The 25,859-nt window shown below is 63.3% G+C and carries 20 protein-coding genes; 13 read left to right on the top strand and 7 right to left on the bottom strand.

What is annotated here, in order from left to right:
- Position 1: 1 nt before the first annotated feature.
- From BLQ92_RS13355 to BLQ92_RS13370, 4 genes are all read right to left on the bottom strand, one after another.
- Positions 2–904: an ABC transporter permease gene (locus tag BLQ92_RS13355; protein WP_090684973.1), complete on the bottom strand. Its 903-nt coding sequence runs from the start codon at positions 902–904 to the stop codon at positions 2–4.
- Between the two features lie 63 nt (positions 905–967).
- Positions 968–1,906, bottom strand: coding sequence for an ABC transporter permease subunit (locus tag BLQ92_RS13360; RefSeq protein WP_090684974.1), 939 nt, complete (start codon positions 1,904–1,906; stop codon positions 968–970).
- 44 nt (positions 1,907–1,950) lie between these two features.
- Positions 1,951–3,567: a peptide ABC transporter substrate-binding protein gene (locus BLQ92_RS13365; RefSeq protein ID WP_090684975.1), complete on the bottom strand. Its 1,617-nt coding sequence runs from the start codon at positions 3,565–3,567 to the stop codon at positions 1,951–1,953.
- A 786-nt stretch (positions 3,568–4,353) separates the two neighbouring features.
- Positions 4,354–4,812, bottom strand: coding sequence for an Lrp/AsnC family transcriptional regulator (locus tag BLQ92_RS13370; protein ID WP_090684976.1), 459 nt, complete (start codon positions 4,810–4,812; stop codon positions 4,354–4,356).
- Between the two features lie 289 nt (positions 4,813–5,101).
- On the opposite strand from BLQ92_RS13370, the gene BLQ92_RS13375 reads away from it, so the two are divergent.
- Positions 5,102–6,175, top strand: coding sequence for a Leu/Phe/Val dehydrogenase (locus tag BLQ92_RS13375; RefSeq protein ID WP_090684977.1), 1,074 nt, complete (start codon positions 5,102–5,104; stop codon positions 6,173–6,175).
- A gap of 215 nt (positions 6,176–6,390) precedes the next feature.
- Positions 6,391–8,028: a methyl-accepting chemotaxis protein gene (locus BLQ92_RS13380; RefSeq protein WP_090684978.1), complete on the top strand. Its 1,638-nt coding sequence runs from the start codon at positions 6,391–6,393 to the stop codon at positions 8,026–8,028.
- Positions 8,029–8,032: 4 nt separating this feature from the next.
- Here BLQ92_RS13380 and BLQ92_RS13385 read toward each other — a convergent pair whose 3' ends face one another.
- Positions 8,033–8,923 carry a LysR family transcriptional regulator gene (locus tag BLQ92_RS13385; RefSeq protein ID WP_090684979.1) on the bottom strand — a complete coding sequence of 297 codons (891 nt, stop codon included), beginning with the start codon at positions 8,921–8,923 and terminating at the stop codon, positions 8,033–8,035.
- 97 nt (positions 8,924–9,020) lie between these two features.
- Between BLQ92_RS13385 and BLQ92_RS13390 the strand changes: the two genes are divergently transcribed.
- The 6 genes from BLQ92_RS13390 to BLQ92_RS13415 all read left to right on the top strand — a co-directional run bounded on the left by BLQ92_RS13390 (position 9,021) and on the right by BLQ92_RS13415 (position 18,346).
- Positions 9,021–10,337: an MFS transporter gene (locus BLQ92_RS13390; protein WP_090684980.1), complete on the top strand. Its 1,317-nt coding sequence runs from the start codon at positions 9,021–9,023 to the stop codon at positions 10,335–10,337.
- A gap of 263 nt (positions 10,338–10,600) precedes the next feature.
- The gene (locus BLQ92_RS13395) at positions 10,601–11,251 is read left to right on the top strand and encodes a response regulator (RefSeq protein WP_175772031.1); all 651 of its coding nucleotides are present in this window, start codon (positions 10,601–10,603) and stop codon (positions 11,249–11,251) included.
- Between the two features lie 167 nt (positions 11,252–11,418).
- Complete coding sequence (locus BLQ92_RS13400; RefSeq protein ID WP_090684981.1) at positions 11,419–12,111, top strand: response regulator; 693 nt, start codon at positions 11,419–11,421, stop codon at positions 12,109–12,111.
- 110 nt (positions 12,112–12,221) lie between these two features.
- Complete coding sequence (locus tag BLQ92_RS13405) at positions 12,222–12,866, top strand: response regulator (RefSeq protein WP_090684982.1); 645 nt, start codon at positions 12,222–12,224, stop codon at positions 12,864–12,866.
- Positions 12,867–13,107: 241 nt separating this feature from the next.
- The gene (gene aqpZ, locus BLQ92_RS13410; protein WP_090684983.1) at positions 13,108–13,854 is read left to right on the top strand and encodes an aquaporin Z; all 747 of its coding nucleotides are present in this window, start codon (positions 13,108–13,110) and stop codon (positions 13,852–13,854) included.
- A gap of 34 nt (positions 13,855–13,888) precedes the next feature.
- Entirely contained in the window at positions 13,889–18,346 is a 4,458-nt protein-coding gene (locus BLQ92_RS13415) for an ATP-binding protein (RefSeq protein WP_090684984.1), read from the top strand.
- Between the two features lie 121 nt (positions 18,347–18,467).
- On the opposite strand, the gene BLQ92_RS13420 is transcribed toward BLQ92_RS13415, so the two are convergent.
- Positions 18,468–19,403, bottom strand: coding sequence for a LysR family transcriptional regulator (locus BLQ92_RS13420; RefSeq protein ID WP_090684985.1), 936 nt, complete (start codon positions 19,401–19,403; stop codon positions 18,468–18,470).
- A 460-nt stretch (positions 19,404–19,863) separates the two neighbouring features.
- Here BLQ92_RS13420 and BLQ92_RS13425 point away from each other — a divergent pair, with 460 nt between their 5' ends.
- The 3 genes from BLQ92_RS13425 (at position 19,864) to BLQ92_RS13435 (ending at position 22,703) form a co-directional block, all read left to right on the top strand.
- On the top strand, positions 19,864–20,988 hold the full coding sequence (locus tag BLQ92_RS13425; protein WP_090684986.1) for a porin: 1,125 nt from the start codon (positions 19,864–19,866) through the stop codon (positions 20,986–20,988).
- 194 nt (positions 20,989–21,182) lie between these two features.
- On the top strand, positions 21,183–21,617 hold the full coding sequence (locus BLQ92_RS13430) for a CHRD domain-containing protein (RefSeq protein ID WP_090684987.1): 435 nt from the start codon (positions 21,183–21,185) through the stop codon (positions 21,615–21,617).
- A 93-nt stretch (positions 21,618–21,710) separates the two neighbouring features.
- A complete protein-coding gene (locus tag BLQ92_RS13435; protein WP_090684988.1) occupies positions 21,711–22,703 on the top strand; it encodes an alpha/beta hydrolase in 993 nt (330 codons plus the stop codon).
- Here BLQ92_RS13435 and BLQ92_RS13440 read toward each other — a convergent pair.
- On the bottom strand, positions 22,673–23,515 hold the full coding sequence (locus BLQ92_RS13440; protein WP_090684989.1) for an EcsC family protein: 843 nt from the start codon (positions 23,513–23,515) through the stop codon (positions 22,673–22,675). The genes BLQ92_RS13435 and BLQ92_RS13440 overlap by 31 nt on opposite strands.
- A gap of 140 nt (positions 23,516–23,655) precedes the next feature.
- On the opposite strand from BLQ92_RS13440, the gene BLQ92_RS13445 reads away from it, so the two are divergent.
- Together BLQ92_RS13445 and BLQ92_RS13450 are read left to right on the top strand one after the other, a co-directional pair.
- Positions 23,656–25,251 carry an MDR family MFS transporter gene (locus BLQ92_RS13445; protein WP_090684990.1) on the top strand — a complete coding sequence of 532 codons (1,596 nt, stop codon included), beginning with the start codon at positions 23,656–23,658 and terminating at the stop codon, positions 25,249–25,251.
- Positions 25,252–25,280: 29 nt separating this feature from the next.
- A complete protein-coding gene (locus BLQ92_RS13450) occupies positions 25,281–25,736 on the top strand; it encodes a MarR family winged helix-turn-helix transcriptional regulator (RefSeq protein ID WP_090684991.1) in 456 nt (151 codons plus the stop codon).
- The last annotated feature ends 123 nt before the right edge of the window (positions 25,737–25,859 follow it).

The following is a 25,859-nucleotide window of genomic DNA, read 5'->3' on the forward strand; positions in this document are numbered from 1 at the left end:
CTCACCGCTCCTTGGTATCGAGCGCGTCGCGCAGCCCGTCGCCTACAAAGTTCACGCAGTACAGCGTGACGCATAGCATCACCGCCGGGCACAACAGCAGCCACGGCATCGATTCCAGTTTTTGCGCGCCGTCGTTGATCAGCACACCCCAGCTCGTCATCGGCTCCTGCACGCCCAGGCCGAGAAACGACAGCACGGATTCGGTCAGCACGATGCCCGGCACGGTGACCGTCGCGTACACCACCACCACGCCGAGCAGGTTCGGCACGATATGCCGCAGGATGATCCCTGGCGTTTTCACGCCGGTAGCGCGCGCCGCATCGATGAACTCGCGGGTCCGCAGCGACAGCGTCTGGCCGCGCACCACCCGCGCCATGTCGAGCCACGAGAACGCGCTGATCGTCAGCACCACCAGGTAGAAGGCGCGGCCGAGCAGCGTCATCATCAGGATGGCGATCAGCATGTAGGGAATCGCATACATCATGTCGACGATTCGCATCATCACCGCGTCGGTGCGTCCGCCGATATAGCCGGCCGTGGCGCCCCAGGCGACGCCGATCAGGCCGGACACCAGCGTGCCGAGCAGCCCGACCTCGAGCGACACGCGTCCGCCGGCTAGCGTGCGCACCAGCAGGTCGCGGCCCAGCTCGTCGGTGCCGAACCAGTGCTGGCCCTGCAGCGTGGGCGCCATGCTGATCGCGCCCCAGTCGTTGGCGGCGGGGTCGTTGGAGAGGAGCAGCGGGCCCGCAAAACAGGCAATGATGATGAGCCCGAGAATCACCAGGCTCGCGAGCGCGGCGCGGTTGCGCAGAAACTGTCTGAAGGCAAGCTCGAGCGGACTGCGCGAGCGCCGCGGGGCGTTGGCGCTAGCCGTGGTCGCAGCGGCGGAAGGGGAGGTGTTCATGGCGTCTCTAGCAAAGTTCGATGATCGAAGCGGGTTCCGTAACTGGGTTCCATAAGCGGGAGCTCAGTAACGGATGCGCGGGTCGAGCCACGCGTACGCCAGATCGACAAGCAGGTTGAACACGACGGCCGCCACGGTGGTGAGCACCACGAGCCCGAGCACCAGTGTGTAGTCGCGGTTGATGGCGCCGTCCACCACCAGTTGCCCGAGACCCGGCAGCGCGAACACCGATTCGGTCACCACGGCGGCGGTAATCGACGAAATGCAGATCGAGCCGAGCAGCGACACCACCGGCATCAACGCGGGTTTGAGCGCGTGGCGCAGAACAATCACATGACCGGGCAGGCCCTTGGCGCGCGCCGTGCGGATGAAGTTGCCCGACAGCACTTCGATCATGCTGCCGCGCATCACCCGTGCAATCGACGAGACGTTGATGATCACCAGCAACGCCATCGGCAGCACGCGGTAGTGCCAGCCGCCGTCGCCCCAGCCGCCTGCCGGCAGCCAGCCATGCCCGTCTGAACGCTTGAGCAGGATCGCAAACACCCACACCAGAACCGGCCCCAGCACGAACGGCGGAATCACATTGCCGACGTTGCCGAGCAGCATCACGATGCGATCGGTAATGCCGTCGCGGCGCACTGCGGCGGCCGTACCGAGCAGCACGCCGATCACCAGCGCGATCGGCACCGAGAGACCGCCCACGCCAAGACTGACCGGCAGCGCCTTGCTGACCAGATCGTTGACGGACCAGTCGACATAGCGGACCGACGGCCCGAGGTCGCCATGCAGCAGTGCGTTCAGATACAGCAGGTACTGCTTCCAGAGCGGCTGGTCGAGATGATATTTCGCATTGAGGTTCGCGAGGGTGGCCGCGGACAGGTGCTTTTCAGTGTCGAACGGACCGCCTGGCGTCGCGTGCAACATCAGATAGCACACCGTAATCACGGCAAGAACGGTCGGGATGACCCATAAGGTGCGGCGCAGCGCATAGGCGAGCATGGCGGATTCCGTTACTTCAACATTCAGCGGTCAGTGATCGGGGCTTAGTGCGCCAGCAGGTACATGTCCTGCGAGGCACGCTGGTCGACATAGTTGGTCGGCAGGTAGCCGCCCACGTATGGCTTCACGAGCCGGTCTGCCGAGTACTGGAACAGCGGGACCAGCGGCGTTTCGCTCATGGCCAGATTGTGCGCCTGGGTGAGCAAGGCAGTGCGCTTCTGGTCGTCGAGTTGCGCGTTGGCCTGATCGACCAGTGCATCGACCTTCGGATCGCAGAACTGCTGGTCGTTCTGCATGCTGCCGCAGCGCAACTGGTCAAAGTACGACATCGCGTCGTTATAGTCGACGAACCAGCCATCGCGCGAGGCCTGCACCTTGCCCGCATGGCGCTCGCTCAGCAGCACCTTGTACTCGACGTTCTCCAGCTTCGCGTTCACCCCCAGCTTGGTGCGCCATTCCGAGGTCGAGAACAGCGCCACCTTCTTGTGCAGATCGTTGGTGTTGTACGTGAGCGTGAAGGCGAGCGGTTTCGCATCCGAATAACCGGCTGCCTTCAGCAGACCGCGTGCGTAGTCGACGCGCTTGGGCATCGGCCAGCTCGCCCAGTCGGGGGTGTAGACGGCGGCGCCTTTGGTGCCTTTGGAGATCAGGCCGTACATCGGCAACTCGCCTGCCTGGGTGAGCTTCGAGGTGAGCAGGTCGCGGTCGATCACCATGGAGAGCGCGAGGCGCACGCGCGGGTCGTGGAACGCGGGGTCGCTGTTGTTCAGGCTATAGAAGTAGGTGGCAAGTTGCACGCCGGTCTGGAGTTCCTTGCCGAACTGCTTGCTGACCTGGGCGTAGATGCCAGACGGGATCGAATACGTGTAGTCGATCTGGCCGGACTGGTACATGCGCATCGCCGTCTCGTCGCTTTCAACAGGTACGTAGGTGACCTTCGCGATCACTACCTGCGGCGCGTTCCAGTATTTCGCGTTCTTGACCATCACGATGCGGTTGTTCGGTTCCCAGTCGGTCAGCGTGTACGGGCCATTGCTGACCATGTTGCCCGGCCGCGTCCAGCTGTCGCCAAACTTGGCCACCACGGCTTTGTTCACCGGCGCCATGGTCGGCATGGCCGTCAGTTCGGGGAAGAATGCGGCGGGCACTTCGGTCTTCACTTCGAGCGTGTACGGATCGACCGCCCGTGCGCCGAGCGACGTGAGCGGCGCCTTGCCGGCGATGATCGCTTTCGCGTTCTTCACGAATTCCACCAGGATCGTGTATTTCGAACCGGTCTTCGGATCGAGCACGCGCTGCCACGAATAGACGAAATCGGCAGCCGTGACAGGCTCGCCATTGCTCCACTTCGCGTCATGACGCAGCTTGAACACCCAGGTGTCGGGCGCCGTGCGCGTCCACGACTCCGCCACGCCCGGCACGATCGCGCCGGAGGCGCCGACCCGGGTGAGTCCCTCGAACAGATCGAGGCCGATGGTGTTGCCGGTCCACGATTCGATATGCGCCGGGTCGAGCGATTCGACTTCGGTCGGCACCTGTCGGGTCAATTCCTGCTTGGCGGCGAGCGAGGTGCCCGGTGGCACCGTGACCGCCGACGCTGCGCCGGCAAAGGTGAATGTGATCGCTGAGAGCACCGCGGTAAGGGATTGCGACAGTTTCATGGCCTGTTTCGGAAGAAGAGGTTCAAGAGAAAACCGCGCCCCGCGGAACAACGCGGCCGGCGGCGGAGAGAAAAGTACGACGTCGCAGCACGACGCAGCTCACCTGAGATCAGGCGGCAACGCGTCGCGGCCTGCGAGCAGGTGTGGACGTCGGGTGAGGAATGGGATGTCTGGAGAAAGATGGCGCCGCGCAAAGTCTGACGCGAAGCGATTGGGGGATGCGGCGTGCTGCATACGTTTCACTTACGATCCTTCCTGTCGTTGAAGCCACAACCATGGACGACCTGCGTATCGGCGCACGAGCCGTGCGCCCAGCAGTCATGCGCGTTGTCCGGCAAGTGTTTTGCCGTTGACGCGCAACATTCGTTATCGAAAGTCCCATCAGCATGCAACACCGATTGTGTCGGCAGCGCGCTGGTTTGAGGCGACGGCACCCTAAGCAGAAGGCATGCCTAAAGCATTGCTCGATCCCCGCCCATCGGTCTGCTGCCTCACTGACATCAAGGCAACTGACTGATTGGATTGCAAAAAGTCAGCCGTGTTTAGGTATCCGTAGCTACCTTCACGGTCGACAGGGTATCGCGCTTATAACACGCCGAAAGAAAGCGCGATTTTGCAAACGCCGAAACTAGACTAAACCCTCTAGCGCATCCTGGTGCATGGCGTGCACCAGTTCGAATCAGCGTTTTACCCTGCCGCAACGGTCGGCTTTTGATGCACGGGAGTCGGGACATGCGTGCAGCATTTTGCTGCACCCGCGTCATCCCAACACCCCGGGAAAACCCCTCAGGGCTCGACCGACACCGAGCGTTTCAGACACCGCAGCGCAAAGATCGAGCGGCTGTTCTGAAAGCCGGGCAAGCGGTAAAGCTTGCGCCGCAGGAACGACTCGTACCCTTCGGTTCCGGCCACCGCAACCTTGATCAGATAGTCGTACTCGCCGGAGACGAGGAAGGCTTCGACCACTTCCGGCAGATCCGCGAGCGCTTCGCCGAAGCGCTCCAGCGTGCGTTCGTCGTGCTTGTCGAGCGTCACTTCGATGATGACGGTGTCGGGCAGCCCCAGCGCCTTCTGGTTGAGCAGCGCCGCATAGCCTTCGATCACGCCTGCTTCCTCCAGCGCGCGCACCCGGTTCCAGCACGGCGTGGCCGACAGGCCGACGCGCTCGGCCAGTTTGGCGTTGGACAGGCGTCCATCGCTGCGCAGTTCGCGCAGGATCCGCTGGTCGATCGCGTCGAGCTTCATGTCGTCCTCCAGGAGGCTCCCAGCACGTTGCGAGCGGGGAGACGATTCATCTTTATAAATGGTAAATGGCAGCCAAAGCTTCTGCAGTGGCTCGCATGATGCCAGATAAACAGAAGAAATCCCCAGATTTGGCCGCATACACTCTTGCCGTCGAGGCGCGTTCGAACCACAGAGTCTTGCGCCTCGCCCGACCTCCGCATGCTGCCGCGATCCGGTCTGCATGCGGCCAGGCGCGAAGCCATCGCTTCGCGCGGATGACGAACTCTCCGCCCACAAGGAAGGAATACTGATGGACCGACTGACGACCACTGCCGCCGGCACGCTCTTTGGACTGCACGGCGAACCCGCGCACGAACGCATCGTCCTCGCCACGGATGCCGCCTCCGGCCTGCAAGCCATCGTTGCCGTCTACAGCACGGCGCGCGGCCCCGCATTCGGCGGCTGCCGTTTCTGGCAATACGCATCGGACCATGAGGCTTACAACGACGCGCTGCGTCTGTCGCAAGGCATGGCGTTCAAGAACGCGCTCGCCGATCTGCCGTTCGGCGGCGGCAAGGCCGTGATCCTGCGCCGCCCGGAGGTGCTCGACCGCAGCGCGCTGTTCAAGGCGTTCGGCCGGCTGGTGCAATCGCTGGCGGGCATCTACATCACGGCCGAGGACGTTGGCACGACCGCCGACGACATGCGCGCCGTGCAAAGCGAGACCGGCTATGTGAGCGGCATTCCGCGCGCCAACGACGTGTACGGCGGCAACCCGTCGCCGCGTACCGCCTACGGCGTGTTCGTCGGCCTGCTGGCGGCCGTGGAAGCCGCGCTTGGGCGCAAGTCGCTCGACGGCGTCTCGGTGGCGGTGCAGGGTCTCGGCTCGGTAGGCTGGGACCTGTGCGAGCGTCTGCATCAGGCGGGTGCGCAACTGATCGTGTCGGACATCGACGCCGCCAAAACGGCGCGTGCCCAGCAGCTCTTCAATGCGCGCGTGGTCGGCACAACGGAGATCACCGGCGTCGAAGCGGACGTCTTCGCGCCTTGTGCGCTGGGCGGCTCGATCACCGAAGCGGTCGCGGCGCAGTGCCGTTTCAAGGTGGTGGCGGGCGGCGCAAACAACCAGCTGATTTCGCTGGCCGAAGGCGACGTGCTGCATCAGCGCGGCATTTTCTACGCACCCGACTTCCTCGTGAACGCAGGCGGCATCATTAGTTGCGTGCGGGAATATCAGGGTTCGGGCGAAGAGCTGGCGGTGCTCGCCGAAGTCGCGCAAATCGGTCCGCGCGTCTTCGAACTGGCCGAGCGCGTTCGTGCAACCGGCATCGCTCCGGCGCGCGCCGCGGTGGCGTGGGCTCGCGAAAAGATGGTAGCTGGCTGACCCAGGCGAGCAGGCAACGAGTAATCAGGCGAGGCGGTAATGCAATTTGTCTGACCAGTACCATAAAGTTTTCGGCCAGATAGCCGTAGACCATTCCATGTGGCGTTCGCTTAATTTTTAAACAAGTTGCGAACCTGGCCAGTGGGCTTGGGCGCAGCACGCCTGCCGGAGGTCTTCCTCGATCCCCGGCGGGTAAGCCCATTGGAGACCTGCCCATGTTGAACAAGTTGTCGATCCGCGCCTGCCTGAGCTTGATGATTGCCTTTTTCGGTGTCGTATTGCTGATCGGGGCGGCGGCGGGGTTGCTGTCGCTACGCGCCAGTAACGACTCGCTGCAACAGATGTATACGGTGGATACCCCCGCGGTGGCCGACCTAGAGGGTAGCGCCGGCCAGTTGCTGCGTCTGCGCCTCGCGCTGGCCACCTACGCATCGCTTGTCGACTTGAACGATCAGGACGGCGCAACGGCGGTTCTGCAGCGCTTCGACCAGTATCTGAAAGTCTCGAACGATCGCCTTGCTCACTATCTGAGCCGCGCCGGTTCGGATGACGAAGAGCAGCGCCTCATCAAGGACATGCAGGACAAGCGCGACATCTTCCTGCACGAGGGCGTCGATCCGGCGATGGCCGCGCTCAAGTCGGGCGACAAGCCGACCTTCCAGCAATTGCAGGCGCACAAGCTACCCTCGCTCTACAACACCTACGAAAAGTCGATGCTCGCTCTGGAGCAACTGCAACTGAGCCATGGCGCGCAGCGCTATCAGGACGCCCAGGATCGTTTCTTTGCGATCAGCGTCGCGGTTGGCGTGGGGATGGTGCTGGCGCTGGTGTTTTCGTGGCTGGGGCGGATGGTGTTGGTGCATGCGATCGTCGACCCGGTGGATGCGACCATCGGCCAGTTTGAGCGAATCGCCGAGGGGGACCTGACCGGGCGCATCGAAGTCGTCAGCGACAACGAAATGGGCAAGCTTGCCGCCGCGCTGCGCAAGATGCAGGACTCGCTGATCTCGACCGTGAACACGGTCCGACAAGGTACTGAATCGATCGACACGGGCGTCAGCGAAATCGCCGCCGGCAACGCCGACCTGTCGCAGCGCACCGAAGAACAAGCCGCTTCGCTAGAAGAGACTGCGGCAAGCATCGAACAACTGACCTCCACCGTCAAGCAAACGGCCGAGAACGCCAAGCAGGCGAGTTCACTCGCGCAAGGCGCTTCGACCCTCGCCGCGCAGGGCGGCGAGCTGACCCAGCAGGTGGTGGGCACGATGAATCACATGGTCGACGATTCGCGCCGGATTGCCGATATCGTCGGCGTGATCGAAGGCATTGCGTTCCAGACCAACATTCTCGCGCTCAACGCGGCCGTCGAAGCGGCCCGCGCGGGCGAGCAGGGCCGCGGCTTCGCGGTGGTGGCGAGCGAAGTGCGCTCGCTGGCACAGCGTAGCGCCGGCGCTGCCAAAGAGATCAAGACGATGATCGACGATTCGAATGCGCGCGTGCAGACTGGCGCACAACTGGTCGAACGCTCGGGCACGACGATGACCGAGATCGTCGACGCGATCGTTCGGGTGAGCGCGATCATGAGCGAGATCGCCGCGGCGGCGACGGAGCAGAGCACGGGTATCGATCAGGTCAATCTCGCGGTCGCGCAGATGGATGAAGTGACCCAGCAGAACGCGGCGCTGGTCGAGCAGGCCGCCGCTGCGGCCAGCTCGCTGGAAGATCAGGCGCGCCGCTTGACGGCGGCGGTGGCGGTGTTCCGTACCGGGTCGGGCGGGGCGCCCGCCGTGCGCTCACCGGCGACGGTTCAGGCGCGCACGAGTGGCGGCAGCGCGCGAGCGGTTGCAGCGTAGTACGTCAACTAAAGAGCCGCACCAAAGCGGCACGCGCATTGGTGACGCGCTCGCTTTCGCCGGAGCGTCCCGCCAACAGGTGAAACTCCACCGGGGGCAGCGCCGGCAATCCCACGCTCGCTCCACACGCAACCACCCCGGGGCCGATCGACGATTCATTCAGGCAGCCGATGCCGAGCCCCGCCTTCAGCGCAAGCTGCAAACCCGCGACACCGGACGCGGAGTGCGCGATCAGGTACGGCACCTTGTGTTCGTCGAGCAGCTTGACCACAAAGCGCTGCAACTGACAGCTGGACGGCAGCAGCACGAGTGGAAACGGTTGGCTCAGGCCTGGATTCGCGTCGGTCGCGATCGCCCAAAGCAGCTTCTCGCGGCGCACGACGATGCCTTTGTCGCGTGCGCTGCCGGTGGCGCCGCGCTTGGGCTGCGGCGTCATGAGGCGCAACGACAAACCGATGTCGAAGGCCGCGTCGCCGCCGGCGCTCTCGTCGATGACCGCGCTGGGCAGCACCGTGACGTGCAGCTTTAGCCGCGGATATTGCTCTGAGAACGTTTTTAGAATGCGGGCAATATCGTGCGGACGGTAGTAATCGGTGATCGCGATGCGCAGTTCGCCGTCGAGCGAATGGCCTTGCAGGTCTTCGAAGGCCGCTTCGCTCATGGCGAGGATGCGGCGTGCGTGCTCGAGCAGCCGGGCGCCGGCATGCGTGGCGGAGACGCCTTGCTTGCTGCGCACGAACAACGGCTGGCCCACGCGCTCCTCCAGCTTCTTCAACTGCTCGCTTACCGACGATTGCGACAGGAACACCCGCTCGGAGCCAGCCGAGACGCTGCCGGCCTCGGCGACCGCGACGAAGGTGCGCAATTGGCTCAAATCGAATCCACGCCAGCTCATGATTCGGAATCTCCGATGGAAGTGATCTAATTTTCCGGCTTTTCCGATGACTCGTCCAGCTTTACGATCGCCTCAGTTCATCAATGCTGAGGTCATCATGAGAAGTGAATCTTTACGAGCTGTACAGACACACCGAACCCGCGGCGCCAATCACCGCTGGAAGGTGCTGGGGGTCGGCTTTGCCGCCAACGCCAGCTTTTCGGCGGCGTTCTCCGGCATCCCGACGACCGCGGTGTTTTTGCGCTCCGGTTACCACGTCGGCAATAGCGGTCTCGGGCTGGTGCTTGGCATGCTCGGGCTCGGCATCGCACTCAGCGAATTGCCTTGGGGTCTTCTGACTGACCGTTGGGGCGACCGGCGCGTTTTGCTGCTCGGCCTCGGTGCTACCGCTGCGGCGCTCGCGGGCATGGCGCTGTTCGTCGTGCCGAGCGACGCCTATGTGCCCGGTCTTGCGACGCTGGCGCTTGGCCTGTTGCTGGTCGGCTTGCTGGGCGGCAGCGTGAATGGTTCGAGCGGCCGCGCAGTGATGGCGTGGTTCCGCGAAGGCGAGCGCGGTCTAGCCATGAGCATCCGACAGACAGCGGTGCCCGCCGGCGGCGGTCTCGGGGCGCTGATGTTGCCGGCGCTCGCGTCGCACTTCGGCTTTGCCAGCGTGTATGGCGTGCTGGCGCTGCTATGCGCGGTGACGGCGGCGTTTGCGTGGCGCTGGTTGCATGAGCCGTCGCTCCTGGAACATTCCGATAGTCAACGCAGTGCTGCCGATCTCGCCGCATCGGGCGCGAACTCCGGCCCATTGAGCGATGCCCGTGTGTGGCGGGTCGCGCTGGGGATCGGCGCACTATGTGTCCCGCAACTCGCGGTGGTGACCTTCGCGACGGTGTTCCTGCATGACTTCAGTCACGCCGGCGTCGTGCTGATTAGCGCGACGATGGCGGCGGTGCAAACCGGCGCGGCGGTCGCCCGGGTCTGGAGCGGTCGTTGGACCGACCAGCGCGGCAACCGGCGCGCGTATATGCGGGGCTGCAGTCTGCTGAGCGCCGCGCTGTTTGCACTGCTGGCGCTGGTGACGGCTGCGAGTGGCGCGCATCACGCGGCACTGACGATGGTGTTCGCCGGCCTTGTCGTCCTTGGTGGCGTGAGCGCCTCGGCTTGGCACGGCGTGGCGTTTACCGAACTGGCAACGCTTGCCGGCACGCGTCGCGCCGGCACCGCGCTGGCGATGGGCAATACGTTTGCCTTCCTGACGCTGTTCGTGACGCCGCTGGCCATTCCGCTGCTGCTCTCGGTCGGCTCGTGGCCGTTGGTGTGGGCGGTGGGCAGTGCATGTGCGTTGATCGCGTTGCCGGTGTTTCCGCGTGCCGTCTCAGCCGGTGCGCCTGCCGTGCGACGCACACCGGTGCGGTGTGAACCTTAAGCGGGGAAATACGTAAGAGGGATTCGAGGGATGTTCTGAAATTCCGACAAATAAACTCTGTAATCCTTATGGTTGAAAGGCGATTCTCGACAGGATGATTTGATTCGGAAAGCTCCGATTAAAAATTCTTTAACCGAGTGATTTTATGGAGGCGCCCGCCGCGCCATTTCGATGCCGTGAGCCGGGCCGGGCGAGCGGCACGCCTGACAGCGTTGCATCGAAATGGGTGACGCGTATACACATACAACAATCGAGAGATAACCATGGTGAACCTTCGAGTCATCCTGGCAGACGATCATCCCTTCGTTCTGCTCGGAGTCCGTTCTGCACTTTCCGCACATCGCGACATCCTGATTGCCGGGGAGGCGACGGGCCCCACGAGCCTGATCGATCTGCTGCGCAGCGTCCCCTGCGATGTGCTCGTCACCGATCTGACCATGCCCGAGGTGCGCGGCGCCATGGGCGACGGCTTGCACCTCATCCGCCGCATCCGCGATGAATGGCCGGCACTACGCGTGGTGGTGCTGACCGGTCTGACGAACACGGCCATCCTGAGGTCGGTCGTGTCGGACGGCGCTGTAGGCATACTCAACAAGACCGAAGCGATGACTGAACTGATCGCGGCAATCCGCTGCGCCGCAGACGGCCGCGTATTCATTAGCGGCTCCATTCTCGAAGCGCTTGCCGAACTCAAAAGTGAATCGGATGGCACATGGCGAATAAGTCATCTGTCGTCGCGAGAATCCGAGGTTATCGGATTGTTCTCACAAGGTAAGTCGATATCTGAAATCGCACGTGCGCTAGGGCGCGATGCTCGCACCGTCAGCCGACAGAAGCGCATTGCGATGGCAAAGCTTGGCGTCGCCAACGACCCTGGTTTGTTTGCCTATGTCAGAGCGCACGGGGTAGTCTGATAATTAAGTCGGATAGCTAAATAAAATGCTTGTAGAGGTGATGATCGATTGGCATTTCGGAGCAATCTTATGTTTGTGCCATGGCAAATGTTTGATGCTCGCCGCTGGGCCAGTTGTTCCGCTAGAGAGAGCGACCGGGAACCGAGAAACCGGGAGAGCCAGAAACAATGTACGAAAGCGCCGACACAAGCACACCCGTTAGAACCATCATTGCGGACGATCATCCGCTTGTCCTGTTGGCCGTTGAAAACCTGATGTCCGGTTTTCCAAATATGGAGGTTGTCGGTCGAGCTTCGGATACCGACGAGCTGTTTGCAGAAGCCGATCGCGTCGAATGCGATCTTGCCGTGATGGACCTGCACATGCCCGGCAAACTTGAAGGCGACTGCTTCGCCAGCCTGAGGCAGTTCCGCAAGCGTTATCCACAAGTGGCGCTCGTGGTGCTGACCATGGAGACCGACGCCAGCGCGCTGCAGAAGGTACTCTCGCTGGGAGTCGAAGCGCTCTTGAGCAAGCGTGACCGGATCGACCTCATCCATGTGGCGGTTGTGAGCGCGCTGGCGCGTGAGCGCTATGTCAGCCCAGCGGTGCGCGCGTTGATCGCCGACGCGGCTCAGGCACGCCGGCTCGAGTTCGTACGCGAAATGCTGACGCCGCGTGAACTGGATGTGCTCGCCCTATATGCGTCGGGCATAGGCGTGACGGAGATCGCCAGGCGGTTTGCCCGCAGCGTCAAGACGATCAGCTCGCAGAAGTGCGCCGCCATGCGCAAGCTCGGGCTGAAGAGCGACTCCGAGCTATTCAAGTTTGCCGTCGAATACGGCGTGCTGCCCGAAGACACTTCGCACAGCCGGCGCTGATCCGGTACGTCGTCGCGTGCAGTGAGCCAGCGCGACGGTAAGAAACATGGCTGACCGCTCCGGGGGATGCACAGTGTGCACGGAGGGGCAGTCAATACCCCTACAACAATATGAATTCGACTATTCGAGTCATCGTGGCTGACGACCACGCCTGCGTGCGCCTCGGCGTGCGGCATCTGCTGGAAAGCGAGCCTTACCTGTCGGTGGTCGGCGAGGCTTCGGACACGCAAACGCTCGCCGAGCTGCTCGATACCTGCCCTTGCGATGTGGTGGTCTCCGACATCGGCATGCCGGATATCGACGGCCTCAGTAACGCCACGCCGATCCTGCGGCGCGTCTTGCGCCACGCGCCGCATCCGCGCGTGGTGGTGCTGACCATGATCTGCCATCCGCCCACCTTGTCGGGTTTGCTGCACCTGGGCGTGTCGGCCATCGTCGACAAGCGCGACACGGTCGACGCACTGCCTGATGCGATCAACGCCGCCGTGGCGGGACGCAACTATCTGTCAGTCAGCGTGCAGGCCGCCTTCGCTGAAACGGGTTCTTTCCCACGTCCACGCGCTGGGATTCTGAGTGCGCGGGAGTGGGAGGTGTTCTGCCTTTATATACAGGGCAGGTCCATCTCTGAGATTGCCGTGCTGCTCAACCGCAGCGGCAAGACCATTAGCACGCAAAAGCGCAGTGCCATGCGCAAGCTTGGGCTCGATTCAGAAACTGCCCTCATTAAATACGCCCAGCAGATAGGGTTGACCTGAATGCCTGTGAGAGAAGTTCTTGTGAGCTGTCGGGTGGCTTCGCTGATTTAGGAATCGTCTGATTAGTGGGGCTGCGTCGCCATTCCATACTTGTGTGTGGCATGCGATTCATGGGCGGTTTCGGCAAACCTTTCACGAAAAAACGATTCGGCATGCAAATTTGATTCAGAAATCTGCATGGCAGCGGGCCGGCGCCCAAGGCGCGCTTTCGCACCGTGTGACTCGGAGAGTGAGGGGCGCAATGATGAGCTTGAGCAAGCGGTTAGCGGTCGAATGTGCGGGCACGGCGTGGCTGGTGTTCGTGGGCTGCGGCAGCATCGTACTGAGTCCATCGGCCGGGCAACCCGGCTTTGGTGCGCTCCGGGTGGCGCTTGCCTTCGGGCTCGCACTCGCTATCGCGACCTATTCGCTGGAACGCCTGTCAGGCGCGCACTTCAACCCCATCGTGACGGTCGGGTACGCCATTGCCAACCGCTTCCCGATTCGCGATCTGGCGCCGTACATCGCCGCGCAGATTGGTGGGGCGCTGGTCGGCACTGCACTGCTCGCCTACGTGGCTAGCGGGCGCCCGGGGTTCGATCTGGCGGCGAGCGAGTTCGCCGCCAACGGCTTCGGCGACCATTCCCCTGCAGACTATCAGCTCCATTCGGCGCTTGTGATCGAGCTACTGATGTCTTTCGCGCTGGTGATGGTGAATTTGCTGATGTCGCGCAAAAGCGTCTCCCGTTCCGTTTCGCCCCTGGTCAAAGGCATCTGCCTGGCGTTGATTTATCTGATTGCACTGCCTGTTACCAATGGGGCGGTCAATCCGGCACGCTCCACCGGCCCGGCGTTGTTCGTCGGCGACTGGGCGCTCGATCAGCTTTGGCTGTTCTGGGCCGCGCCACTGACGGGCGCCATCGCCGCAGGCGTTTTGTACGCGCGCTTGTGGGGCAAGCCGAGTGCAAAGCGTGGAGGCGCGAGGGAGGAGCAAGGTGAGCTCGCCTGATCTCCGCTCGCTCGCAGGATCCTGCGAGCCCGTCATGAGCGCGCTTCGCTTCCGGATTGGACTCAAGGTATTGCGGCCTCTGTGGCGGATCGCCGTGGTGCTGCTCATGCTGTTCGCCGCGCCGTTTGCGCTGGCGGCCAATCCATCGGGCGGCGTGGCGAAGCAGGCGAGCGGGACGGTGCCGGCGAAGCTCGTCGTCGGCACGCTCGCCGGTGGATGGGCGCCCTTCGAGGAGGTAGTCGATGGTCGCCTGACCGGCTTGAGCGCGGACTATCTGCGTACCCTCGTCGGTCCCGATGTGGTCCTCGAACCCCGGATCTTTTCCGATATGCCGCAACTGCTTGCGGCGGTCGCCGCCGGCAAGGTCGATGTGTTGATGAGCATCGCACGCACCCCGGAGCGCGAGCACAGTCTTAGCTTCACGGCACCCTATTTCTGGGCCACGACCTCCGCGGTCGTCAAGGCCAACGACAAGACCGTGCAGGATGTCACGCAGCTTGCCAACGCCCGGCTCGCCATCGAAAAGGGTTATGCGCTCGAGCGAGTGCTGCGTGAGCGTTTCCCGCGTGCGCAGATCGCGGCTTTCCCGGACACCGCCTCGGCCCTGCGTGCGGTGGTGCAGGGCCACGCCGACGCGTACCTGGGATTCACACCCACGGTTCAATACGCGCTTGCGAGCGAAGAATTCGGCGGGCTGCGGATTGCTTTCGAAGAAAGCAGCCCCAGCGAACTGCGCTTCGCGGTGCCGCGTGAGCGCGCCGCGCTGCGCGATCGGCTCGACCGCGCGCTTGCCGCCATGTATCCGGCTGACGAAGCCGCTATCCGGGCGCGCTGGCTCGGCGCCAACTTCGATTCGCCCTCTATCTACACGGCACGGCGTCTCGTGCTCACTCCCGCGGAGCAGGCATGGTTGCGTTCGCTGCCGCCCATCACCGTGGGCTTCGACAGCGGCTGGCCGCCGTTCAGCTACCTCGACGAGGCGGGTCGCCCGAGCGGCATTACCGCCGAATACCTCGACTATCTGAGCCGTACGCTCGGCATCCAGTTCACCCGTGCGCCGATTGCCGATTGGCCCGCCACCCTTGGTGCGTTTCAGCACGGCGATCTCGCGGTTCTGGCGACTGCGGCGCGCAGCGATCCGCGCCTAAACAACGCGGTGCATACCCGCCCGTACGAAACCTATCCGCTCGTGATTGTGGGACGGGAGGACGAGCCCGCCGCGCGCAGTCTGAACGATTTCGCTGCACGTCGCATAGCCGTATCCGCCCATACAGCCGGTTCGGTTCCGTTCGCTTCTTATAGCATTCCGGCCGGGGATGTGACTGTTTCCCCTAACCTCCAGCAGGCGCTAGATCTGGTGGCGCGCGGCAAGGCGGATGTGCTGGTAGGCAATGTCGCTGCCATCGATCTCGAGTTGGAGCAGCACTACAAGGGCGAGCTGAAGATTCTCGGCACGGTCGGCGAATCCGATTCGTTGAGCTTTGCCGTGCGCTCCGATCTGGCGCCGCTCGCCGGCTTGATCGATCGTGCATTGCTGGCTATGCCGCCTGCGGAAAAGCAGCGCATCCGCCAGAAATGGGTCACCGGTAATGGCGGCGAGCACAGCATATGGAGCATGCCGGCCGTGCGCCTGCTGCCTTTGCTGATCTGCATCGGCGCAGTGCTGGTGGTGACGCTGCGCGCTTACCTGCTGCTGCAGCGCGAGGTGCGGTTGCGCAAGCAGACCGAGCGCGAACTGGCGGCGCAACTCATTTTCCAGCAGACCATGATGGAGATGGTGCCGTATCCGCTCGTTGCGAAAGATCTCCAAGGCCGCTATATCGCCATCAATCGTGCCTACGAGGAGAGCTCCGGCTTGCCGCGCGAGCAGATCCTGGGTCGGACGGGCGAGGAAGTGCAGGTTTGGGGGGCCGCGAACAGCTATAAGCTGGAACGCGCTACCCGGGAAGCGATGAAGACCGGCGAGCGCTCCCAGTTGGAGCTCGAATTCGCGGGTACAAATGGCCAGGTGCGGCATGGTCTGTTCTGGACCAGCTTGTGCCGCGGCGTCGACGGCAAGCCCTCCTGTGTGCTTGGTACGGTGGTCGACATTACCGACATCCGGCGTGCCGAAATGCACGCACGCGAGAACGAGCGGCGCTTGTTCGATGTGACGCGCTCGTTGCCGGCGGTGGTGTTTCAATTGCGGCGCGACTTGCACGGCCGCTACTCGTTCCCCTACATCGGCGGTGACACCAGGAATCTGCTGGGCGGCGATAGCAGTGCTCTCATGAAGCTAGGCGAGATCGACTTCGAGCGCGTGTGGGCGGATGACCGGCCACGCGTGCTGGCTGAGCTCGAGCGTTCCGCGTGCTCCGAACGGCCGATTCACATGGAGTTTCGCTCCCACGCGTGCGACGGCGTGCGCTGGGTACGGGCCGAACTGGTGCCGCGTCGCGAAGCCACCGGTAGTGTGGTGTGGAGCGGATATTGGGTTGACGCGAGTGCGGAGCATGCCCGCTCCGAGGAACTGGCGCGCGCCCGCGATCTGGCCGAGGCCGCCTCGCGCGCCAAGGACGACTTCCTGGCCATGATGAGCCACGAGATCCGCACGCCAATGAACGGTGTGCTCGGGCTCGTCGAAGTGCTCGAACGCACGCGCCTGAATGCGGATCAGGGGGAAATGCTCAGCATGATCCATGAGTCCGCGGGCGCGCTGCTGCAGATTCTGGATGACCTGCTCGATTACTCGAAGATAGAGGCCGGCCGCCTGAGCATCGAGTCGGAGCCGATCGACCTGCGCGAGCTGGTCGACAACGCGGTGGGCCTGCTCGCGGGGCGAGCTCACGAGAAGGGTCTCAAAGTACGCGTGGACATCGCCCCTGAGGTAGCGGCCAGTTTGCGGGGTGACAGCGTGCGACTGCGGCAGATCCTCTTCAATCTGCTCGGCAATGCGATCAAGTTCACCCTGGCGGGCGAGGTCGACGTGCGGGTCGGCGTAGTCGAGCAGACACAGCAGAGCCAGACGCTGGAGATGAGCGTCGAGGACACCGGCATCGGTATCGCGCCCGAGGTTCAGGCGCGGCTGTTCGAACCGTTCGTACAGGCCGAATCCTCGACGACACGGCGCTTTGGCGGCACCGGGCTCGGCCTGACCATCTGCCGTAAGCTTATCGCGTTGATGGGTGGCGCGCTGGAGTTGCAGAGCACCCCGGGCGTGGGGACGCGCATGACCGTTCGGGTGGTGATGCCGATCGAGGCGCAGCACTACAAGGTCAGCGGCTTGCGTGGCAAGCGCGGGCTTGTCGCTGTCTCGGATCCCCGCGTTGCGCAGGCGCTGGTTCATTTCGGCCAGGCGCTCGGCATCGAGTTGCACCGGGTCGCCGAGGGCGCCGCGCAGTTGAGCGACCCGGCGGCGCTTGCCGATGCGGATCTAGTGTTCCTCAGCGAGGGGCAGGAGATACCGGGCGCCGTGCGCTCAGGTTCGCGCGTGGTCTGGCTGACAGAGAAACCCAAGCCCACCGGTTACCGCATTCTGGACGATACAGTGCGCGTTAGTATCAATCCGATTTCCTGGCGCGGGCTCGGGGCGGCTTGTGCCGCGGCGCTGACCGGCCTGTCGACGCCCGCGCCGCACAAGCGGGAGATCGCCGGGACGGGCGCGACGCCCCCCGACCGTGACCGCGCCATCGCAAGCGGCCGGTTGATTCTGGTTGCGGAGGACCATCCGGTCAATCAGGAATTGATCCGTCACCAACTGACATTGCTCGGGTTCGCATGCGACGTGGTGAACGACGGCATGGAGGCGCTTGGCGCGCTGCAGACAACCCGTTACGGGTGCCTCATCACCGATTGCCACATGCCGAACCTGTCCGGCTATGAATTGGCGCGGCGTGTGCGCGAGACGGAAGAGGCGCAGCAGGGCGGGGCGGAGCACCTTCCGATTCTCGGCATTACCGCCAATACCGCTCCGGAAGACCTGAGCCAATGCCGGGACGCGGGCATGGACGATTGCCTCGTCAAGCCAACCCGTCTCGCAACCCTGCGCGACCATCTGAGCCGTTGGTTTGGCGCGGACGGCGCGCGCCACGGCGCGCCAGCCGAAGCGGTCGGTACGGCGGGCAGTACAGGTCCGGCCGCCGAACCGCAAGGGGAGGAATCCGTTGAGCCCTTCGTGCCCGTGGACCTCGGCCATATGACGCAATTGTGGGGCAGCGAGTCGACCGTGAAGGCGCTACTCGATTCGTTCGTGACGTCCGTGCGTGACGATGTTCGGGCATTGCCGCCCTTGCTCGATCACGCGAATGTGGCGCAGTTGCGTGAATGGCATCATCGGGTGGCGGGCGCGGCGGGCGTGCTGCAGTATCCGCCGCTGCTGGCCGCGCTGGAGCAATACCGGCACGGTATCACCGTCAATACGCCCGACGTGCTGCGCGCGGACGGCCTCGCGCTCGCCAGAAAATGCAATGCCATGCTCGATGGCATCGAAGAGCAGGCCGCTTTGCTTGCGTAGACGAAAAAAAACGCGGCCGAAGCCGCGTTAAAGATTGGAGACATCCTTCGATGAAGGAGTCACTTCTCGCTACCCGAAGCATAGCGCCCGGATGCGGGTTAATTGACTGCATATTGCGCAATTAAGTATTTTGAAATAGTGAAGGAAAGGCGGGCAGGGGTTCTCCCCGGAAGTAGTCGACCGTGAAATCCACGAACGAGCGGGTCTTGGCGGATACGTGCCGGCGGCCCGGATACACCAGCGACACTTCCTTATCGGCCCCTTTGATCTGATAGCCGGCCAGTACCTGCACGAGCGTTCCACTCGAGAGATCTGCCACCACGTGATTCTCCGGCAGTATCGCAATACCCATATCGGCGAGCACGGCCTGCCGCAGCATCACGGCATTGTTGACCGCGTACCCGGGCTGGAGACTCACCGTTTCCTCATGGCCGTCTGCAGCGACAAAACGCCAGGCGCAATGGGGCAGATTCGCCGCTGACGCGAGTACCGTATGGGCAGCAAGACTCGCTGGACTGACCGGCAGGCCGTGCGCGCCGATATAAGCCCGCGAGGCGACCGCGATGCCTCGAACCCGGTACAGCGGGCGCTTGATCAACGTGCCGCTGGTGACTTGTCCGGGCGTCACGATGCCGACATCGAATCCCTCCTCGATCAGGTCGACCGGCCGATGCAACAAAGTCACCGACAATCTCACCTGCGGATGAAGCGCGCGATAGCGCTGCAACAAAGGTGTCAGACCAAATAATGAGAACGACGCGACGGCAACGAGCTTCAGTGTCCCCGTTGGGGCCGTCGCAGTTTGCGAGACGCTCGATTCCATTGCATCGAGTTGTTCGAGCGTCTGCCGGCAACCGTGGGCGTACGCGATTCCCGCCTCGGTCAGCGACAGGCTGCGGGTGGTGCGGTTGATCAGCCGGGTATTGAGGTGCGTTTCCAGCAATGCAACGTAGCGGGATACGACCGCGTTGGACAGATCCAGACTCGCCGCGGCGCGGCCGAACGAACCATTTTCCGCGACTTTCACAAAGACGCGCATGGCCTGCAAATGGTTCATCTTCAATTTCGGTTCAAGCGGGACACAGACGCCTTGCCTCACGCACGGCGATGGACGTGCCGGGCATAGCGAATTCCTGAGTGACGCATCTTAACGATGGTTGGCATGTGCAGGAGCGGGACCGTTCTGAATGCTCCCTCAGATAGTTTCACCCCGTCGCTGTGGCGGCCGGGCAACGCTATAAATAGATAAGTTAAGCTAACTAAAAAACGAGATAAATCGCGCCCCTTGAAGATCAAGGCATGCAGCCAGCTGGCTGCGCAGTTTTCGAATAATTCAAAAACTCTTTTGCGCGGATGCCGTGGCCGCCACGAAAGTCCTCCCCCACACTTCGCGCTGCAGATCGAACCAGCGTCCGGTGAAAGCCGGCGCGGTGAGGCTACCCGCGCTCGGACTGCTGTCTCGCGGTCAATCGAACGAGTCTGAAGGCTCAACATCCACACGGTATTTAGGGAACAACATGAAAAAGACGCTGATCCTTGCGGCTGTCGCCGCGAGCTTCGCGAGTGCGGCCTACGCACAAAGCAGTGTGACGCTGTATGGCGTCGTCGATGCAGGTTTCACCTATGTGAACAACGAAGCCAGCGCGACTGGTGCGGGTCACAACCCGGCCTACGCACTGACGAGCGGTAATGTGGACGACAGCCGCTGGGGCATGCGCGGCAAGGAAGATCTGGGCCACGGTCTTGCCGCTGTATTCACCCTGGAAAGCGGTTTCAATGTCGCCAACGGTCAAGCCGAAGCAAGCGGTCGCAGTTTCAACCGCCAGGCGTTTGCCGGCTTGTCGACCCCGTACGGCACGTTGACGCTGGGTCGTCAGTACGATTCCGTGGTCGACTATCTCGGGCCGCTGAGCGCGGTCGGAAGCTGGGGCGGGACGTATTTCGCGCATCCCGGCGACAACGACAATGGCAACGGCTCGTTGCGCATCAACAATTCTGTGAAGTATCAGAGCGTGAACGACGACGGCTTTTCGTTTAGCGGTCTGTACGGCTTCTCGAACCAGCCCGGCGGTTTCGCCAGCAACCGCGCGTACAGCGTCGGCGCTGGGTATGAGAACGGCGGCCTGAAACTGGCTGCCGGTTACCTGCAAGCGCAGGGTCTCGACCGCGGCGCCAATGGTGCGATTCAGGACGGCGCGCCGGATACCGGCGTGGCGGGGACTGCGACGAAGCAGCGCACCTGGGGTGCCGGCGGCAGCTACACGTTCGGTCCGGCTGTGGTCGGCGCCGTGTTCACGCAAAGCCGCTTCCAGTTCGCACTGGGTGATGACTCGGTGCGCTACAGCAACTATGAGGTCAATGCCCGTTACAACCTGACCCCGGCGTTCTCGCTCGGTGCGGCCTACACCTATACGCAAGCCTTGCAACGGACCAGCGCGACGCCGAACGGTTCGAGCCACTGGAACCAGTTTGGTCTGCAGAGCGGCTACGCGCTGTCGCGTCGCACGGATCTGTATGCCGAGGGCGTGGTGCAGGTCGGTGCGAGTGGCAATGGTGTCGACACGCAAGTGTTCGGCACCGACGCCCCTGCGTCCGGCCGCAACCAGGTGGTGGTGTCGACGGGTATCCGTCACCGCTTCTAAGGCCTCAACGAGGTCTGAATGCAGCTGTATGAAAGGCACCGTTCGCGGTGCCTTTTCCATTGACCGGACCGGATGGTCCAAGCTGTGCGGCCTGGGAAGCCAGACGTCGGCGAGCGATTTGCACTAGTATGTGGTGGCTCCGCGCGCAGCCTATCCGTTGGTGCGGCGGTGCACCAAGTCCGGAGAGAAAAAATATGATCGCAATTCGGAAACTGAGCCTGGGTGTGGTGTTGTGGGCGCTGGCGTCGGGGATCGCCTTCGCGGATACGGTGGCATTGAAGGCGGACCTGGAACCGTCTAGTGAAGTGCCGCCGCGCGTGAGTCACGGGCACGGTATGCTGAATGCCACCTTCGACACATCGACCAAGGCCTTGCAGTGGACGATCACCTACGAGGACCTGTCCAGTCCCATCACGGCGGCTCACTTTCATGGCCCGGCGCCGGTCGGGCAGAACGCGAAAATTCAGATCCCGATCGAGAAGAGTGCATTGGCCAGCCCTATTAAGGGTTCAGCTACCTTGAGCGACCAGCAGGTCACCGACCTGATGGCGGGCCAGTGGTACTTCAACATTCACACCGCGCAGAACCCGATGGGAGAAATTCGCGGTCAGGTGCGGCCTTCCAACTAGCGAGCGTTGCGCGCGGTTTAGAACGGATCGTCCAGCGGCTTTATTGTCGAACGCACGTACCATGACAGGCGACCGTTCATGGAGGGGTTTCCGATGAGTTGGCAAAGTGCGCTCGCATGCTGGTATCTGCGCCGGCAGTTTCGACCGGCCACCCAAAGGACCGAGATCAACGTCGAGCGGGCGCGCGCGCTCACGGCAAAGCGCGCGTGGTCACCCAAAGTGCCGGCTGGCTGGCGCTTGCGGGAACAGTACGGGAACGGCGAAACGCTGCGCGGAGAATGGTTCGAGCCGCTGAGCGACAACCGTGGTAAGAATGATGGCAGCGGCAACAGCGCCATGGCTGACGCCCCCAGTACGCCCACCATTCTGTATCTGCACGGCGGCGGTTATTACTTCTGCTCGCCGAGTTCGCATCGCGCGTTGGTGTTTGGCTTGGCGACGCGCTCGCGCGCCTCTGCGTTTTCGCTCGACTACCGCCTTGCGCCTGAAGCGCGTTTTCCTGCGGCCCTGGACGACGCGCTGGCGGCCTACCGGCAACTGCTCGCGAGCGGCATCCCGGCCGCATCGATCGTGATTTCAGGGGACTCGGCGGGCGGCGGTCTTGCGCTTGCGACCCTCGTCGCCTTGCGCGATGCCGGCGATTCGTTGCCGGCGGGCGCCGTGCTGTTTTCGCCGTGGACCGATCTCGGCGCGAGCGGCGCGTCGATTCGCACTAACGACGGGGCTGACCCGATGTTCAGCGGTCCCGCCATCGGCCGGGCCGCGAAGCTGTACCTCGGCGATACGCCCGCGACGCACCCGTACGCGTCGCCCGTCTACGCCGATTTGCACGGCCTGCCGCCGCTCCTGATTCAGGCCGGCAGCACGGAGGTGCTGCTGGACGATTCGCGGCGCGTGGCCGAGAACGCGCGCACCGAGGGCGTGTTAGTCGACCTGCAGGTGTGGCCGAACATGCCGCACGTCTGGCAGATCTTCACGCCGTTCATCCCGGAAGCGCGACGCGCGCTCGACGATGCCGCCGGCTTCGTACGCAAGGTCACGAGCCCGCGCAGCGCTCAGCCGTCGAGCGCGATGTCGATGGTCTGATAGGCGGTCTTCACCGCTTCCGCCCCGTATTGCCGCTCGAGCCGCCGCACGGTGAAGTGACCGTGAGCGACCAACTGGAAGTGGTCCATAAACACGGTGTTGACGATCGCCCCCAGCACCGCGCCTATCGCGGGAATCGACTTGGCCGCGATCTGTTCGCTCACCTGCACCGAAAAGCGCGACGCGATGGTGTTGAGCAGGCGCACCAGTGCTGCCGAGCCATGCGCGGTGAAGCCCTTGGTCGCAATTTCCGAGGATGCTTTTGAAACCGCCTGCGCCAGCGCCCCGCGCATGATGAAGTAGCCGTAGTCGGCGTCGTCATCGGCTTTCGAGGCGCCACCCATCCCCAGCACCGTCAGACATTGCAACTGCGTGTCGATTGACGACAGATCTTCGCCCTCGCTGCGCGCAATGTCGCAGATCGAGCGGAACATCAGCGTGGTCGTGACCGGCAATTCCACCGGCAGCGCAAACAGGCCGAACGCGCCGCCGGCCGCGCCGGTGGTCGCCACCGCGAACTTGTGCAGCAGGTTGCTGGGCTTGTCGGGGATCGCAAGCGGCGCCGCGGCGTCCTGGCGGCCCAGCGTGCGCAGGGCGATCTGCAGGCACTTGCGCAACGCAAGCTGCGTCGCATCGTTGACCTTTTCGTTGGCGATCGCCGGCATGCGCGAGAGCAGCTTTTCAAGCGGCGCACCGACGATGCTGGCGAGTTTCATCGCCAGCGCGGGGCTTTCCAGCTCGTGTTTCGCGCGTCGCAGCGCGCTCAGGTCCTCGGTGGACAAGCTCTGTTCGGCGAGCGAAGTGGAATCCATGTGCCTCCCTGTGGCTGGCAAATTCTGTAGATAGCCGATCGGCGACGCACCGAGTGTGCCTCGCCACAGCCAGTTTAGAGCGCCAGAACATGCTATGATTCCCCGTCGTTTGACGCGTCAACTGTTGCGCTATCAAAAAAATGGCTGTCCATACCGCGGCTCACCACTCGAGTGGGCAAGTTTTACCGTTCCGTGAATCGCTGATGGCGATGCTCGGCGTCTCATTCGTAACGATGCTCGTGGCGCTCGACCAGACCGTGGTCGGCACGGCGCTGCCGACCATCGTGGCCGAGCTCAAAGGCTTCGAGCTATACGCCTGGGTCGCTACGTCCTACCTGCTGACCTCGGTCATCACGGTGCCGATCTTCGGGCGCCTCGGCGACTACTACGGGCGCAAGCCGTTCGTGATCGCCTCGATCGTGGTCTTCACCGGCGCCTCCGTGCTGTGCGGCATGGCCAATAGCATGCTGTTCCTGGTGCTGGCGCGTGGCCTGCAGGGGATCGGCGGCGGCATGCTGGTGGGCACCGCATTCGCCTGCATTCCCGACCTGTTCCCCGATTCTGTCGTGCGCCTGCGCTGGCAGGTGCTGATGAGTTCGGCGTTCGGCATCGCCAACGCGATCGGGCCGTCGCTGGGCGGCTTCCTGACTCAGTACTACGGCTGGCGCTCGGTGTTCTACGTGAACCTGCCGGTGGGCCTGCTGTCGCTGTTCTTCGTCTGGCGCTTCCTGCCGCATTTGCGGCATGTCGAGCATGAAGGCAAGATGCGCCTCGACTGGCCCGGCGCGTTGCTGATCGCGATCGCGCTCGGTTGTCTGCAACTGTTCGTCGAAATGTTGCCGAAGCACGGCGTGACGCTGACCGCCGCCGTGTTGCTGGCTGTTAGCGTGGCATCCGCGTATGGCCTGTGGAAATGGGAACAGCGATGCCCGACGGCGATTCTGCCGGTCGATATGTTCCGCAACCGCAGCCTCGCCGCGTTGTTCACACTGGCAGTGCTCGGTGGCTTCACGATGTTCTCGCTGCTGTTTTACGCGCCGCTGCTGTTCCAGGGGGGCTTCGGCATGTCGCCGAAAGAAGCGGGGCTGGTGATCACGCCGCTCGTCGTGTTCATTACGATCGGCAGCATCGCCAACGGGCGGATCGTCTCGCGCGTGCGTAATCCGAACCTGATGCTCTACGTAGGCTTCACATTGGTCGCGCTGTCATGCCTTGGCGTGGTGGTGGCGACGCGCGCCATGCCGGAATGGCTGCTGATGTCGTTCATGGTGCTCGGCGGTCTCGGTCTCGGCTTCGTCATGCCGAACCTGACCATCTTCGCGCAGCAGACGGCCGGACGCGAACACCTCGGCATTGCGACGGCGCTACTGCAGTCGTTGCGGATGATCGGCGGGATGATCGGCACGGCGCTGACCGGCACGCTCGTCACGCATATGTATGCGAGCGGCGTGCGCAGCGCACTGGAACGCGATCAGGCGACGCACTGGTTCGCGGAGATGGGCGACCCGCAAATCCTCATCAACCGTGATGCCCAGACCACGCTGCTGGGACAGATGGCGCATGCCGGACACAACGGCGCGATGCTGCTGGAGTCGGCGCGCGAAGCGCTGGTGGGGGCGATTCATCTGGGTCTCGCGCTGGCGGCTATCATTGCGGTCGTGTCGATCTGGCAAACCCGCCGCGTGCCCCACATCAAGCTCAAGCGCCAGGTCGAGCCGACCATTCTCGCAGATTGATTTTCGAACACCCGCATCATCGGAACACCATGGAAGAACAGGATCGCGTCGCCATCGTTCAGCAATTCGGCCGCACCTATCGGGCGTTCATGTCGGCGTTCGAAGCGCAGGTTGGGCATCCCATGCCGCGCTGGCGGATCATGCTGGCGCTGCACGACCAGGGTGGGGAGTCGTCGCAAAAGCGCCTCGTCGAGCGCTTGCGTGTCGACCCCGGCGCCCTGACGCGTCAGTTGAAAGCGCTTGAAGTGCTGGGCTGGATTTCGCGCAGCATGGATGAGCGCGATAACCGCATCACCAACGTGCGACTCACCGAAGCGGGGATGGCAGCCACTGAATCAAGCCTGCCGCGCCGCAACGCGTTCCTGCACGATACGATGGCTGCGCTGCCGGACGAGGCGCTGGCGGCGCTGTCCGGAGCGTTGAAAATGCTCGAAGTGCGAATCGGCGAAGTGGCCGCTACCGGGCAGGGGCAGGCGGCGGCTTGAGGTTTGAGGACCGGGCGGCGAGCCTTGCGTCTGCCGCCCGGTTACTGCCAGATGAGTGCCAGATGAGCACCAGTGGCGCTCCCCACGAGCGCCAACCAAGCCTCAAGTGGGCGCGAGATGAGC

The organism is Paraburkholderia phenazinium (assembly GCF_900100735.1).
Classification (GTDB): domain Bacteria; phylum Pseudomonadota; class Gammaproteobacteria; order Burkholderiales; family Burkholderiaceae; genus Paraburkholderia; species Paraburkholderia phenazinia.